The sequence below is a fragment of the Paraburkholderia rhynchosiae genome (assembly GCF_002879865.1).
Classification (GTDB): domain Bacteria; phylum Pseudomonadota; class Gammaproteobacteria; order Burkholderiales; family Burkholderiaceae; genus Paraburkholderia; species Paraburkholderia rhynchosiae.
In genome coordinates, this window is sequence record NZ_PNXY01000005.1 from 187,806 (window position 1) to 202,002 (window position 14,197).

At 62.7% G+C, this 14,197-nt stretch carries 14 protein-coding genes, 1 tRNA gene and 1 pseudogene; 6 read left to right on the forward strand and 10 right to left on the reverse strand.

What is annotated here, in order from left to right; all coding sequences use genetic code 11:
- Nucleotides 1-125: 125 nt before the first annotated feature.
- Complete coding sequence (locus C0Z16_RS09220; RefSeq protein ID WP_102631850.1) at nucleotides 126-1,424, reverse strand: c-type cytochrome; 1,299 nt, start codon at nucleotides 1,422-1,424, stop codon at nucleotides 126-128.
- A gap of 21 nt (nucleotides 1,425-1,445) precedes the next feature.
- Nucleotides 1,446-2,177, reverse strand: a complete 732-nt coding sequence (locus C0Z16_RS09225) for a c-type cytochrome (protein ID WP_102631851.1) — start codon at nucleotides 2,175-2,177, stop codon at nucleotides 1,446-1,448.
- Nucleotides 2,178-2,571: 394 nt separating this feature from the next.
- On the opposite strand from C0Z16_RS09225, the gene copC reads away from it, so the two are divergent.
- Both copC and C0Z16_RS09235 read left to right on the forward strand, forming a co-directional pair.
- Complete coding sequence (gene copC, locus C0Z16_RS09230) at nucleotides 2,572-2,949, forward strand: copper homeostasis periplasmic binding protein CopC (protein ID WP_102631999.1); 378 nt, start codon at nucleotides 2,572-2,574, stop codon at nucleotides 2,947-2,949.
- On the forward strand, nucleotides 2,946-3,875 hold the full coding sequence (locus tag C0Z16_RS09235) for a CopD family protein (RefSeq protein WP_102631852.1): 930 nt from the start codon (nucleotides 2,946-2,948) through the stop codon (nucleotides 3,873-3,875). Before copC ends, C0Z16_RS09235 begins: the two co-directional genes overlap by 4 nt.
- 163 nt (nucleotides 3,876-4,038) lie before the next feature.
- On the opposite strand, the gene C0Z16_RS09240 is transcribed toward C0Z16_RS09235, so the two are convergent.
- From C0Z16_RS09240 to dgoD, 3 genes are all read right to left on the reverse strand, one after another.
- Entirely contained in the window at nucleotides 4,039-4,287 is a 249-nt protein-coding gene (locus C0Z16_RS09240; protein ID WP_102632000.1) for a YodC family protein, read from the reverse strand.
- A gap of 26 nt (nucleotides 4,288-4,313) precedes the next feature.
- On the reverse strand, nucleotides 4,314-4,616 hold the full coding sequence (locus C0Z16_RS09245) for a hypothetical protein (RefSeq protein WP_102632001.1): 303 nt from the start codon (nucleotides 4,614-4,616) through the stop codon (nucleotides 4,314-4,316).
- Nucleotides 4,617-4,900: 284 nt separating this feature from the next.
- Complete coding sequence (gene dgoD / locus C0Z16_RS09250; protein ID WP_102632002.1) at nucleotides 4,901-6,049, reverse strand: galactonate dehydratase; 1,149 nt, start codon at nucleotides 6,047-6,049, stop codon at nucleotides 4,901-4,903.
- 93 nt (nucleotides 6,050-6,142) lie between these two features.
- Between dgoD and C0Z16_RS09255 the strand changes: the two genes are divergently transcribed.
- Together C0Z16_RS09255 and C0Z16_RS09260 are read left to right on the forward strand one after the other, a co-directional pair.
- On the forward strand, nucleotides 6,143-6,850 hold the full coding sequence (locus C0Z16_RS09255; RefSeq protein WP_102631853.1) for a FadR/GntR family transcriptional regulator: 708 nt from the start codon (nucleotides 6,143-6,145) through the stop codon (nucleotides 6,848-6,850).
- A gap of 50 nt (nucleotides 6,851-6,900) precedes the next feature.
- Nucleotides 6,901-7,005: pseudogene (locus tag C0Z16_RS09260) on the forward strand (MarR family transcriptional regulator); the annotation flags it as partial.
- A gap of 33 nt (nucleotides 7,006-7,038) precedes the next feature.
- Here the strand turns inward: C0Z16_RS09260 and C0Z16_RS09265 are convergent.
- The 5 genes from C0Z16_RS09265 to C0Z16_RS09285 form a co-directional block, all read right to left on the reverse strand.
- Entirely contained in the window at nucleotides 7,039-7,389 is a 351-nt protein-coding gene (locus tag C0Z16_RS09265; protein ID WP_102631854.1) for a hypothetical protein, read from the reverse strand.
- Between the two features lie 106 nt (nucleotides 7,390-7,495).
- A tRNA-Met gene (locus C0Z16_RS09270) sits at nucleotides 7,496-7,572 on the reverse strand.
- An 86-nt stretch (nucleotides 7,573-7,658) separates the two neighbouring features.
- Complete coding sequence (locus C0Z16_RS09275) at nucleotides 7,659-9,317, reverse strand: MFS transporter (RefSeq protein WP_102631855.1); 1,659 nt, start codon at nucleotides 9,315-9,317, stop codon at nucleotides 7,659-7,661.
- Nucleotides 9,318-9,534: 217 nt separating this feature from the next.
- Nucleotides 9,535-11,082 carry a sensor histidine kinase gene (locus C0Z16_RS09280; RefSeq protein ID WP_102631856.1) on the reverse strand — a complete coding sequence of 516 codons (1,548 nt, stop codon included), beginning with the start codon at nucleotides 11,080-11,082 and terminating at the stop codon, nucleotides 9,535-9,537.
- 9 nt (nucleotides 11,083-11,091) lie between these two features.
- Nucleotides 11,092-11,898, reverse strand: a complete 807-nt coding sequence (locus C0Z16_RS09285) for a response regulator transcription factor (protein ID WP_102631857.1) — start codon at nucleotides 11,896-11,898, stop codon at nucleotides 11,092-11,094.
- Nucleotides 11,899-12,135: 237 nt separating this feature from the next.
- On the opposite strand from C0Z16_RS09285, the gene recA reads away from it, so the two are divergent.
- Both recA and recX read left to right on the forward strand, forming a co-directional pair.
- Complete coding sequence (recA, locus tag C0Z16_RS09290) at nucleotides 12,136-13,212, forward strand: recombinase RecA (RefSeq protein ID WP_102631858.1); 1,077 nt, start codon at nucleotides 12,136-12,138, stop codon at nucleotides 13,210-13,212.
- A 7-nt stretch (nucleotides 13,213-13,219) separates the two neighbouring features.
- A complete protein-coding gene (recX, locus tag C0Z16_RS09295) occupies nucleotides 13,220-14,026 on the forward strand; it encodes a recombination regulator RecX (protein ID WP_102631859.1) in 807 nt (268 codons plus the stop codon).
- The last annotated feature ends 171 nt before the right edge of the window (nucleotides 14,027-14,197 follow it).

The following is a 14,197-nucleotide window of genomic DNA, read 5'->3' on the forward strand; positions in this document are numbered from 1 at the left end:
TTCTCCTACGCGGTTTCATCGGGGTAACAGTTGCCACGCGAGTTACCCAATGATACCGGTCATCAAAAAACGAAGGGCGCGGCCGCGAATTTCGCAGGCCGCGCCCAGGGTGCATCGAACACTGCTTAGTCGAGCGGCGCCGAACGCAGATCGGACACTTGCTGCGGCGACACGGCCGTGCCGTGGTTGCCCCACGACATACGGATATACGTCACGACAGCTGCCACCTCCTGATTCGACAGCGACTGCGCGAACGGCGGCATGCCGTACGGATGCGGGTTCGCGTCCGTGCTCGGCGGATAACCGCCGTTTAGCACCATACGGATCGGGTTGACCGCCGACGGCATCTGGATCGACTGGTTGTTCGCGAGCGGCGGGAAGGCCGGCGGCTGACCGAGACCGTTCTCCGCGTGGCACTTCGCGCAGTTGTCAGCGTAGATCTTCTGACCTTGCTTCAACAGTTCGCCGCCGAACTTTTCGGACGTCTCGAGCTGCATCGGCTCCGGTGCTTCGCTCTTCTGCGGAATCGTCTTCAGGTACGTGGCCATTGCGTTGATGTCCGCGTCGCTCATGTACTGCAGGCTGTTGTGGACCACTTCGGCCATCGGACCGAACACCGCGCCGCGGTTGGACACGCCGGTCTTCAGCAGATCCGCGATGTCTTTGGTTTCCCAGTCGCCGAGGCCAGCTTCCTTGTTCGACGTGAGCGACGGTGCGTACCAGTTCTGCAACGGGATCAGGCCGCCGGCAAACGCCGCTGAGCTGACCGGGCCGCCCATGGCGTTGATCGACGTATGGCACATGCCGCAATGGCCGAGGCCTTCGATCAGGTACGCGCCGCGGTTCCATTCGACCGACTTGGTCGGATCCGGCTTGTACTCGCCTTCACGGAAGAACAGCGTGCGCCAGCCGATCAGCATGTTGCGCTGGTTGAACGGGAATTTCAGTTCGTGCGGACGGCTCGCTACGTTGACGGGCGCGACGGAGCGCAGATACGCGTAGATCGCGTCCGAGTCGGCGCGCGTGACCTTCGTGTAGCTCGTGAACGGGAAGCCCGGATAGAGCAGGCTGCCGTCTTTCGAACGGCCGGTATGCATGGCGCGGTAGAAGTCGTCCTGCGTCCACTTGCCGATACCGTACTGGTCGTCCGGCGTGATGTTCGGCGTGAACATCGTGCCGAACGGCGTGGCCATGGGCAGGCCGCCGGCGAATTGCTTGCCGCCGCGCACCGTGTGGCAGGCGATACAGTCGCCGGCGCGGGCGAGGTACTCGCCCTTCTTGACGAGCGCAGCCTGGTCGGCGGGCGTTGCCGCCATGGCCGAACCGTTATGCAGGTTGTCGCCGCCCGACCACAGGACGGGAACGAGTGCAGCAGCCGCAACAACGACGACTGCCGAGAGGGCGAACAAAGACTTGCGTTTCATTTGAGTGTCTCTCCCGGTGCCTTATTGCGGTTCGCTGCCGCAGGCAAGCGGAGTCTTCATCGAGCGGGCCGGAGCCGGCACGGGGTTTTGTGGGGCCTGTTGCGTGGAAAGCCATGCAGCGACCGCGTTCACGTCTTCGTCCGTCAGACGCGTCGCGATCGTGTGCATGCAATCAGGCGCGATGGCGTGGCGCGAGCCGGAACGCCATGCGCCGAGCTGCGCGCTGATGTAATCCGAATGCAGACCGACCAGACCCGGGATGGCCGGCTCCATACCTGTCAAGCTCTTGCCGTGACAGGCGGCGCAAGCCGGAATCTGTTTCGATGCGTCGCCGTTCAGCACGATCTGCTGGCCGCGCGCGAGCGTGGCGGATGAAACCGTCGGCTTCGCCGGCTGCGGATACGGCGGACGTTGCTTCGAGAAGTAGGTGGCGATCTGATGCAGATAGTCGTCAGAAAGATACGTGACGAGGTAATTCATGGGCGGATACTTGCGACGCCCCTCGCGGAAATTCTGCAACTGGTTGTACAGATAGTCTGCCGGCTTGCCCGCCAGACGCGGGAAGTAGTCGTTGTCAGTACCTTGACCATGCGTGCCGTGGCAGGCCGTGCAACCTTGCACGCGCGCTTCCATCGTATCGGGGGCCTTCGGTTGAGTCTGCGCTTTCGCAGCGCTATAGACACCCGCGGAGCCGATCAGCAGAAGGGCAAGCAACGGGCGGAAAATGCGTCTTGAAGACACGCGTAACTCCATCAAAATCGGGGACCTGACCGAACTTCGAGCGGCTCGGTGTGAAGGGCAGCCGGCGCTGCGGCGACGCAGCATTCTATCATCGAAGGGTGATGATGCCTATTTGCCGCATTCGACCAGTTTGCGGCTGTCACAGGCGTGCGACAGTTTGACGCGCATTGCTGTGTGGAACTCGGGCGCGCCTTTTCGACTTCTTCGCAGCGCTGTCCAAGGTGGCAAACGCTGTACCCGGCGAACTTTCATCAGCGCTGTGTTGAACCCACGCGCGCGCGAGCCATCGAAGCGTACACTTCCGGGCGCGCCGGGCTCTGCGCGGGTCTATTTACGCAGAGCGCCCCTGTTCCAGCCGGTCCGGCCGGCGTCGACCGTTTTCCTGTTCATCCGCTATCGGCCTTACATGAAGCTAATCAAATTTTCCCGTCCGGCGCGGCTAGCGTGGGCATGCGGCGCTGCAGCGCTGCTGCTGACATCCACGGCATTCGCGCATGCGCATCTCGTTTCCAGCGAACCGGCCGCGAACGCCGAAGTCGTCGCGCCCACCGAAGTGACCATCCATTTCACCGAGCCGCTCGAGCCGGCCTTCAGCAAGATCGCGCTTGCCGATGCAAAGGGCAGGACGGCGGCGCACGCTGAGTCGCAAGTGGACAAGCAGGACGCGCGCGCCATGCATTTGCCGTTGCCGCAATTGAGCGCGGGGCGCTATGCGGTGCATTGGATCGCGGTTGCGACGGATGGCCATCGTACGCAAGGCGACTTTGGGTTCACCGTCAAATGAGCATCGACGGATTGTGGATGGGGCAGGTCGCCATGGCCGCGCTCATGAACGTCGCGTTTGCGTTTGCCATCGGTTCGGCGCTGCTCGGCGCGTGGCTGGCGAAAGATGCCAAGGCGAAGATCTCACCGGCGCGCCCCGCGTGGGTGCGAGCGCAGCGGTCGATGCTGACGGCGGCCGTCGTGCTGGTGCTCGCGGACCTCGGCTGGCTGCTGTATCAGGCGGCCTCGATGAGCGGCGTCGCTTTGCCCGCCGCGTTCGGCTTCGTGCCGACGGTGCTCACGCAAACGCATGTCGGCTACGGCTGGAGCGTTGCGTTTGCGGGCGCGCTGGTGCTGCTCGGCACGGCCATGACCGGTCATAGCGGCATGTTGCGCAACGCGCTGCTGTGGCTTGCGGTGATCGCGATTGCCGCGGGCAAGGCGTCGCTCGGACACGCGGCCGATGCAGGCCCGGCATCCGCGGCCGTCGCGATGCAAACCCTGCACGTGCTCGTGACGGGCGTGTGGGGCGGCCTCGCGATCACCGCCGGGCTTGCCGTGCTGCCCGCGCTCGGCGCGTCGACCGCGCGCGGTATTTTGATCCGCACGGCGACGCAGGTGTCGAACGTGTCGGCGGTCGCAGTGGGGTTCGTGCTGCTCTCCGGCATCTTCAACGCGGTGCAGGGCTCGGGCGGCTCGTTTCAGGCGATCGCGTCCAGCACATGGGGCCACGTGTTGACGCTTAAGCTCTCGCTCGTCGCACTTGCGCTAGTGCTCGGTGGCCTCAACCGTTTTCTCGCGCTGCCCCGCCTACGGCGGACAGCATCGACGATGGACGCGCATACGTTCGTCAACGTGCTGTATCTGGAAGCGCTTGCGATGATCGGCGTTTTTGTCGCGGCCGCCGCGCTAGCGCATAGCGCGCCCGCGCTCGCGGCGCTCGGCTGAGCGCCGACGCCCGACCTGCCGACGCCCGCTTCAGTGTCGAAGTCCCGCGGTCGTGCTTCAAACGGGACCGGCACGACCGCCCGCGCCGCATAAAAAAAAGCGCCGCACAGTTTCAGCGTGCGGCGCAACACACACGGTCGCCTGGCGTTGACCAGCGAATCCGCTACTGCCCAATATGTCGCAAGCGCGTTCTGACCCGTTCCAGTGTCTCCTCGGGAAACATCTCCTGCATCAACTCGCCCGTCTCGGCGAACCACTGGCAGATCAGCCAGTTGCCCGACGCAAACAGCACGGGGCCGCTCCACGCGACGGTCATCGCGCATCCGCCGGATTTGAGCTTCAGCACGTCGCCGACGCGATATGTCGGTGTCGCGGGTCCGGCAGGTTTGGCAAGTCGCGTTGACAAGCGCATGTTCGGCATCCGGCCGCTGAATCGATTCATTCGAAGCCCAGCCGATGTCCCAGGATCGGCGCGAAGAAGAGTGCGATCGCGCAGCCCGCGGCTTTGCCTTCGAGTTCGGCGGCCGCGGCATGCGAGCCGTAAATATGAGTGAGCAAATCGAAAAGCTGCGGCATGCAATACACGACCGCCGCGACGATAAACCACTTCTCGACGACCGCGATGCGCCAGCCGCGTTCATACGCCACGGCCGCGCTGATGATGCGAAGCACGCCGAACATTACGAGCGCGCCGACGGCGGCCTGTTCGCGCAGCAGATAGTCTGGAAGGAATTCGCCCATGATGCCCCCCGATGCATTCGACGTTGGAATGCATTTCAGCAAGGAGTGGGCCATGCGTCTGTCTGATGCCGGACAAACGGCGCGGACGCCTTGGCGGGCAAGGCTTTGCTCGCGGCATGAGCGAGCGCGGCGAGGGCGTGAAAGCGCAGGTCGAGGCCCGCGCGGTCCGGGATGTTACGTTACTGAGACGGGCGCACGTCACGTCACCGTAACGCGCGCCCGCCTTCGTTCAATGACGATGCCCAAATCCGGAACACCGCGCGCAGGCGGCGTGATTCAGGCATTTACCATTCGGCGACGCTACCGTCCGCGTGACGCCAGACCGGATTGCGCCAGCGGTGTCCGACCTTCGCCATCTCGCGCACTTTCTCTTCGTTCACTTCGATACCGAGGCCCGGGCCTTGCGGAATCGACACGAACCCGTCTTCATATTTGAAGACTTCCGGGTTCCTGATGTAGTCGAGCAGATCGTTGCCCTGGTTGTAGTGAATGCCGAGGCTCTGTTCCTGAATGAATGCGTTGTAGCTCACGGCGTCGATCTGCAGGCAGGTCGCGAGCGCGATCGGCCCGAGCGGGCAGTGCAGGGCGAGCGCGACGTCGTAGGCTTCCGCCATCGACGCGATCTTGCGGCACTCGGTAATCCCGCCCGCGTGCGACGCGTCCGGCTGAATGATGTCGACATAGCCGCCCGACAGAATGTGCTTGAAGTCCCAGCGCGAATACAGACGCTCGCCCAATGCAATCGGCGTGTTGGTCTGATTGACGATGTCGCGCAGCGCCTCGGCGTTTTCCGAGAGCACTGGCTCTTCGATGAAGAGCAGCTTGTACGGGTCGAGCTCTTTCGCCAGCACCTTGGCCATCGGTTTGTGCACGCGGCCGTGGAAGTCCACGCCGATGCCGATGTTCGGCCCGACCGCCTCGCGCACCGCCGCGACGTTGTTGATGACGCCTTGCACCTTGTCGAAAGTGTCAATGATTTGCAACTCTTCCGAGCCGTTCATCTTCACGGCCTTGAAGCCGCGTTCGACCACGGCGCGCGCGTTGTTCGCTACGTCGCTCGGACGGTCGCCGCCAATCCACGAATACACCTTGATCCTGTCGCGCACCTGGCCGCCGAGCAGCGCATGCACCGGCACGCCATGATGCTTGCCCTTGATGTCCCACAGCGCCTGGTCGACACCGGCGATCGCGCTCATCGTGATCGGGCCGCCGCGATAGAAGCCTGCGCGGTACATCACCTGCCAATGGTCTTCGATCAGAAGCGGGTCTTTGCCGATCAGGTAGTCCGACAGTTCTTCGACCGCCGCGGCCACCGTGTGCGCGCGGCCTTCGACCACCGGCTCGCCCCAGCCGACGACGCCTTCATCCGTCTCGACCTTGAGGAAGCACCAGCGCGGCGGAACGATGAAGGTTTCAAGCTTGGTGATTTTCATGGTGTGCGTCTCCAGTCCCATGCGAAATATTCGAGGGCTCTTATGCTACAACAAAGGCCGCTAAAGTACTATTAATAGTACTATTGGTCAGATATTGAGCGGCAACGCCGCAGGGAGAAAGCCATTCAACGCGATTTGCACGGGCGCGTCGCCCATCTGCTGGCGACCGCGATTCTGCGCGGCGACTACGCACCCGATTCGATTCTGCCGCGCGAAGCCGAGTTGATGGAGACGTTTGGCGTGAGCCGCACGGTGCTGCGCGAGGCGCTGCGCACGTTGACGTCGAAAGGGTTGATCGAGTCGCGTCCACGCGTGGGCACGCGCGTGCGGCCGAGGCACGCGTGGAATCTGCTCGATGTCGATGTGCTCGACTGGTATTCGCGCGTCGCCGAGCCGATGGCGTTCGCGCTGAAGCTGCAGGAAATGCGCGAGATGATCGAGCCCTACGCCGCGGGTCTCGCAGCCGCCTCGCATTCGGAGGACACGTTTGCCGCGCTCGCCGCCAGTCATGCGGCGATGGTTGCCGCGCGCAATGTCGACGAATGGGTTCGCGCGGACCTTAAGTTTCACCTGAGCGTGTTGATCGCGTGCAGCAACGAATTGCTGATTCCGCTCGGCACGCTGATCGAGCGCACGCTCGAGGCGCAGCTTCGGTTGAATGCGAAACGCGCGGAGGTTTTCAATGCGTCGCTCGCTGAACATACCTCGGTGTTCGAAGCCATTCGCGACCGCGATGCCACCGTGGCGCGCGACGCGATGGCGCGCTTGCTGGGCGTCACGCGCGGTCGCATAGAAGCGTGATCGATTTATCTCGGCTTGAAGCACCGCCGTGTCGTGCGTATTGCGCCCCGGTCGCGGTGGAAGCGCTGAACGGCTTCACCGACGACGAAGCCGCCCAGATCGTTGCGTTATTGCAGCGGGTACGAGGCAACCTCAGCCGGCTCGTGGATCGTTGATGCAACGTTGCGGAGCCAGCTTCGGATGGCTTTCTATTTGGCTTCGGAACCGGTAGCCGCGCCCGATGGCGGTGCGAGTTCATAGCAGCCGGGCGCTTTCCTGCCCACGTCCTTGCCGGCATCCGATGCTTGCGGATCGACGCATTTAAACGCGCTCTGGTCGCGCTGGACAAAAATCGTGTCGGCCGGCCCGCCGTCGCCGCGAGGCGTGTTCACGACGGCGACGATCTTGTAGCCGTTTTGCAAAAGCGTCGACAGCGTGGTCTGGCTTACGCGCCACTGATTGTCCGTCGGAGCTTGCGCCTGAACGGCGAGTGCGGAAGCGGCGCCAAGAAGCGCGATCGATGCGGTGGCCACGGCGCGCGCGGCAGTGCGGAACGTCATCAAGAAACCTCCTTGAAGTTGCGGGTGTCGCTGTCTGGATCGAACGTGGACAGCCAGAAACAAAAAAGCCGCTGAACCTTGCGGATCAGCGGCTTTTTCTTGCAACTGGTGGCGAATCAGGGACTCGAACCCCGGACCTGCGGATTATGATTCCGTCGCTCTAACCAACTGAGCTAATTCGCCGAAAGAAGCGAGATTATGAGGATAGCGCCGGGGGCTGTCAACCCCCGGCGCGCCACTTTTTCACGTTGCCGCCGCCGGGAGGCGTCTCAATCCTTCACGTAGATGTCCGAGTCCTTGGTTTCCCGGACGAACAGCATGCCGATCACGAACGTGATGAGCGCGATCACGATCGGATACCACAAGCCCGAGTAGATGTTCCCCTTCGCCGCGACGATCGCGAATGCGGTGGCCGGCAGGAATCCGCCGAACCAGCCATTGCCGATGTGATATGGCAGCGACATCGACGTGTAACGGATCCGCGTGGGGAACATTTCCACCAGCATCGCCGCGATCGGTCCGTAGACCATCGTCACGTAGATCACGAGGATCGTCATGATCGCCACGCTCATCGGCCAGTTGATCTGCGAGGGGTCGGCCTTCGGCGGGTAGCCGGCGGACTTCAGGGTCGTCGCGAGCGTCTTGTCGAACGCCTTGCCCTGGTCCTTCGCGTCGGCGGCTTTGCCGTTAAACGTGTTCACCACCGTATCGCCGACCTTGATCTGTGCAAGCGATCCCACCGGCGCGGCGACGTTCTCATAGTTCAAACCGGCCTTCGACAGCGCGCTCTTCGCGATGTCGCAGGAACTGGTGAACTTCGACGTGCCGACCGGATTGAACTGGAACGAGCACTCGTCCGGATTCGCGATCACGACGATCGGCGCCCTCGCCGTGGCCGTTTCCAGCGCCGGGTTGACGTAGTGCGTCAGCGCCTTGAACAGCGGGAAGTACGTCAGCGCGGCGATCAGCAGGCCGGCCATGATGATCGGCTTACGGCCGATGCGGTCCGACAGCGAGCCGAAGAACAGGAAGAATGGCGTGCCGATCAGCAGCGCTATCGCGATCATGATGTTGGCCGTTGCACCGTCTACTTTCAGCGTCTGCGTCAGGAAGAACAGCGTGTAGAACTGGCCCGTGTACCACACCACGGCCTGGCCGGCGGTCAGGCCGATCAGCGCGAGAATCACAATCTTCAGGTTCTTCCACTGGCCGAACGCCTCGGAGAGCGGCGCCTTGGACGTTTTGCCTTCGGCCTTGATGCGCTCGAACACCGGCGATTCATGCAGTTGCAGCCGGATCCACACCGAAATGCCCAACAGGAAAATCGACGCGATGAACGGAATCCGCCAGCCCCATGCGCCGAACGCGTCTTCGCCCATTGCCGTGCGCACGCCGAGAATCACCAGCAGCGAAAGGAAAAGGCCGAGCGTGGCCGTCGTCTGGATCCAGGCGGTGTAGAAGCCGCGGCGTCCCGGCGGCGCGTGTTCGGCCACGTAGGTTGCAGCGCCGCCGTATTCGCCGCCGAGCGCGAGGCCTTGCAGCATCCGCATCGCGATGAAGATCACCGGCGAAGCAATGCCGATCGCCGCATAGCCAGGCAGGAAGCCGACGAGGAAAGTCGACAGCCCCATGATCACAATCGTGACGAGGAACGTGTATTTACGGCCGACCATGTCGCCGAGCCGCCCGAACACCACCGCGCCGAACGGCCGGACCGCGAAGCCCGCGGCGAAGCTGAGCAGCGTGAAGATGAAGGCGGCAGTCGGATTGACGCCGGAGAAGAAGCTCTTGCTGATGAAGGCCGCCAGTGAGCCGGCCAGATAGAAGTCGTACCACTCGAAAACCGTACCTAGCGACGATGCGAAGATCACCCGCTTCTCATCGCGCGTCATCGGCACGGGCGAAAGGTGCCCGCCAACGGTAGCCATATGTCGTCTCCAATATTGATATACACGCGGTGCACCCGTCCGGGCGGACCCGTGCAACCGATTATTGGAGTGAAAACTTACGGCGTACTGACGGGAACGGGCAAAGCGGCGGTTTGTTAAGCGGTGGCATGCTGTCGTGAAAATCGGTCGATGTGTAGAAAACGTCGCCTAACGTTGCGCTAATGACGGGCAATGTGGTGATCAAGCGTTTTAGCTGTCAGTTCGCGTTAGGGTAAGTCCTGCCCCGTTCGAGCACATGCAAACTGACACGCACGAGCGTTCCGGCGAGCCGCGGTGAGGTCTGATAGACGTTGTCGTCGATCGTCAGCTCGCCGCCGTGCATCGTCGCAATCTCGCGGACGATCGCAAGCCCCAGACCGCTGCCGTCGCCTTCGCGGCCGAGAATCCGGTAAAAGCGCTCGATTACCCGCGAACGTTCGGCCACCGGAATGCCGAGCCCCGTATCCTCGACTTCGAGATGCACCAGCCGCGCAGCCGCGTCGTGCCTGACTCTGACCGTGATGCGGCCACCCGCCGGCGTATAACGAATGGCGTTGTCGATCAGGTTCGACAGCATTTCGCGCAGCATGACCGGGTTGCCTTCGACCTCGACGGGCTCCTCGGGCGCTTCATAACCCAGGTCCATCTGCTTGGCGAACGCGGCCTGCACCCAGTCGCGCACGGCACTGCGCGCGACTTCTGTCACCTCCACCGGCGTGAAAATCTGCCCGGACATACGGTTTTCCGCGCGCGCGAGTGCGAGCAACTGCGTGACGAGCCGTGCCGCGTGCTCGGAACTCGTGGCGATCTGCTGGAGCGAGCGATGCACTTCCGCCGACGCGTCCTGCCGCAGCGCCAATTCCGCCTGAGTGCGCAAGCCCGCGAGCGGCGTTTTCATCTGATGCGCGGCGTCGGCGATAAAGCGCTTTTGCAGCTCCATGTTCTGTTCGAGGCGCGTTAGCAGATCGTTGAACGAGGTCACGAGCGGCTCGATTTCCGGCGGCGCGCGACGCGCCTCGAGCGGCGACAGGTCGTCCGGACGCCGTGCGCGGATGTGCGCCTGCAACGCGTGCAGCGGCGCGAGACCGCGTGACAGGCCGAACCACACGAGCAGGATGGCGAGCGGCAGGATCACGAACTGCGGCAGGATCACGCCTTTGATGATGTCGTTGGCAAGCTGGCTGCGTTTGTCGAGCGTTTCGGCGACCTGCACCAGCACGGGCTCCGCGCCGGGCGTCTGCGGGAATTCGACCGTCGTATAGGCCACGCGGATGTCGTTGCCGCGCAGCATGTCGTCGCGGAACGCAACGAGCCCCGGCTGCGGCCGGTCGTCTTCGTGCGGCAGCGGCATGTCGCGCTCGCCGGCCACCAGTTCGCCGCGTGTGCCGAGCACCTGATAGAAAACATTGTCGACGTTGTCCGTGCGCAAAAAGTCGCGCGTGGAATCGGGCAGCGTCAGTTCAGCCACGCCGTTGACCGGATGGATCTGGCGCGCGAGTACGTAGGCGTCCGTTTCGAGCGCGCGGTCGAACGGTCCGTTTGCAATCGACTTGGCGACCAGATAGGTGACCGCGAGACTCATTGGCCACAGCAGCAGCAGTGGCGCCAGCATCCAGTCGAGGATTTCGCCGAACAGCGAACGAGGGCGCGCCTGCGCGACGGCTTCGGTTTCGTCGGGCGGGGCGAACGGATTGGCGTAGCGCTCGTCGCGCGCCTCGTCGAGATCCGCCGCGCGGGCCGTCGCGCGATCAGCGCGTGCGGACATGGGCGTGCTCTATTTGTAGTGGTGACTGGCCGGCATCCCGCCGGAGGGCGGCGATGACGGCGGCTCGGGCTCGGGCTCGGCGGGCGAGGGCGCCGTTGCGGCAGTCGCGTTTCCGCTCGTGTTCGCGTTTGCGTTGCTATTCGCGGGCGCCGCCGCTTTCTCGAGGCAGTAGCCCAGACCGCGCACGGTAATGATGCGCACGCCGCTCGGCTCGATCTTCTTGCGCAGTCGGTGCACATAGACCTCGATCGCGTTGTTGCTGACTTCTTCGCCCCACTCGCACAGATGATCGACCAGTTGCTCCTTCGAAACCAGCCGTCCGATCCGTTGCAGCAGCACTTCGAGCAGCCCCAGTTCACGCGCCGAGAGATCGATCACCTGATCGTTGACATAGGCGATCCGGCCAACCTGGTCGAACGACAGCGAGCCGTGCCGCACGACTGTCGGGCCGCCCCCCGCGCCGCGCCGCGTCAACGCGCGCACGCGCGCTTCCAGTTCGTTGAGCGCGAACGGCTTGGCCATGTAATCGTCGGCGCCGAGATCGAGGCCTTTGACGCGTTCGTCGACGCTGTCCGCCGCGGTCAGGATCAGCACGGGCAGGTTCGAGTTGCGGGCGCGCAGACGGCGCAGCACCTCCAGCCCGGACATGCGCGGCAGGCCGAGATCGAGAATCAGCAGATCGAAACTTTGCATCGACAGTGCGGTGTCGGCCTCGACTCCGCTCTTCACGTGATCGACGGCATAGGCCGATTGGCGGAGTGATCGAACCAGACCGTCCGCGAGTATGCTGTCATCTTCGGCAATCAGAATTCGCATGATGCGCCAGCTTAAGGCCTTGGCCGGCACCTTGGGTATCCCCGTGGCGCACAGCGGTCTCCGAAAATTATTGTGGGTGGTTCAGGCAGCGCGACGGTAAAAATGCGCGTTCGCATGAGAATCGCGCTTGCCAAAACTACTGTTTTTTTATACAGTGTCTGGGTTTCGTGTGCTGTCCTTCAAAAGGTGGGCCGCACATCTGCCTCAGACGCCGTTCATCATAGCAAAGGACGATTCATGGAAGAAAGCAAGAAAGGCTCGGCTGGACTGACTGCTGAAAAGAGCAAGGCACTCGCTGCCGCCCTCGCGCAGATCGAAAAGCAGTTCGGCAAAGGGTCGGTCATGCGGCTCGGCGCAGGTGAGGTAGTCGAAGACATCCAGGTCGTTTCAACGGGATCGCTCGGCCTCGACATCGCACTTGGCGTCGGCGGTTTGCCGCGTGGCCGCGTGGTCGAAATCTACGGTCCGGAGTCGTCGGGTAAAACCACATTGACGCTGCAAGTCATCGCCGAAATGCAGAAGCTCGGCGGCACCGCAGCGTTTATCGACGCGGAACACGCGCTGGACATCCAGTACGCGGGCAAGCTCGGCGTCAATGTGAACGATCTGCTGGTCTCGCAACCGGACACGGGTGAACAGGCGCTTGAAATCGCTGACGCACTGGTGCGTTCGGGCTCGATCGACATGATCGTGATCGACTCAGTCGCGGCGCTCGTGCCGAAGGCTGAAATCGAAGGCGAAATGGGCGACTCGCTGCCGGGTCTGCAAGCGCGTCTCATGTCGCAAGCGCTGCGCAAACTCACCGGCACGATCAAGCGCACGAACTGCCTCGTGATCTTCATCAACCAGATCCGCATGAAGATCGGCGTAATGTTCGGCAATCCGGAAACCACCACAGGCGGTAACGCGCTGAAGTTCTACGCGTCGGTGCGTCTGGACATTCGCCGCATCGGTTCGATCAAGAAGAACGACGAAGTGATTGGTAACGAAACGCGTGTGAAGGTGGTCAAGAACAAGGTATCGCCACCGTTCCGCGAGGCGATTTTCGACATCCTGTACGGCGAGGGTATTTCGCGTCAGGGCGAAGTTATCGACCTGGGCGTATCGGCCAAGATCGTCGACAAGGCCGGCGCATGGTACAGCTATAACGGTGAGCGTATTGGTCAGGGCAAGGACAACGCGCGCGAATTCCTGCGCGAGAATCCGGACATCGCTCGTGAAATCGAAAACCGTATCCGCGAATCGCTGGGCGTCAATGCAATGGCCGAGGCAGTGACCGGCGCAGGCGCAGAAGTCGCGGGCGAAGAAGAGTAACCACTACGTGATACGCAAGGGCCGGCCATTGTCCGATACCGGACGCAACAAGGGCGGCCCGCGCGATGACGGGAACGATTCTGACGAGAACGGTTCGTTCGATCCGCCGGAATCGTTCGACGCACATAATCGCGCTGCGGGCCGTCGCCCGCGGCGCGCGCAGTTCAAAACACAGCACTTCAAAACACCGCAGGTGAAAACACCGCTTGCCGGCTCCGATCCTTTCGAGATTACTGAAAGTACCGCTGCAGCCACCGAGCATACCCAACCCGCCGAGCCCACCTATAGCCGCTCACGCGACTCACGCCGCACATCCGGCGACGCGACCGGCGACGCGAAGTCAAGGCAAAACGAAGCAAAAAAATCCCAACGTCCCGCACGTTCGCTCAAAGGGCGCGCGCTTGGCTATCTGTCGCGTCGCGAATACAGTCGGAGCGAACTTGCTCGCAAGCTGAAGCCTTTCGTCGAAGAAACCGATTCGCTCGACACCTTGCTCGACACGCTGGAAGCCGAGAACTGGCTGTCCGATTCCCGATTTGCCGAAAGCCTGATCCATCGCCGCTCGTCGCGATTGGGTGCGAACCGGATCGTCGGCGAATTGAAGCAGCACTCGGTCGACCAGACGCTCGTCGAAGAGGCAAGCATCCAATTGCGCGAAACCGAACTTGCGCGCGCCCAGGCCGTGTGGCGCAAGAAATTTGGCCAGCTTCCCGAGACACCGGCGGAACGCGCGAAGCAGGCGCGCTTTCTGGCATCGCGCGGTTTTTCGGGCGCCACGATCGGCAAAATTCTCAAGGGAATTGACGAGGAATGAAGCGGTGCGTAGCGATGAATGCCGGCGGATAGCGACGAATAGCGTCGTCGTCGGCGGCTCGTGAGCAATACTGCTGCGATAACAGAACCGGCTCTGGGCGGCGCTCGAGCAGTCCCGCCGCATTCCGGGCCGTCTCAAATACCCAGTATGCTAAAATTCACGCGTTTTCCA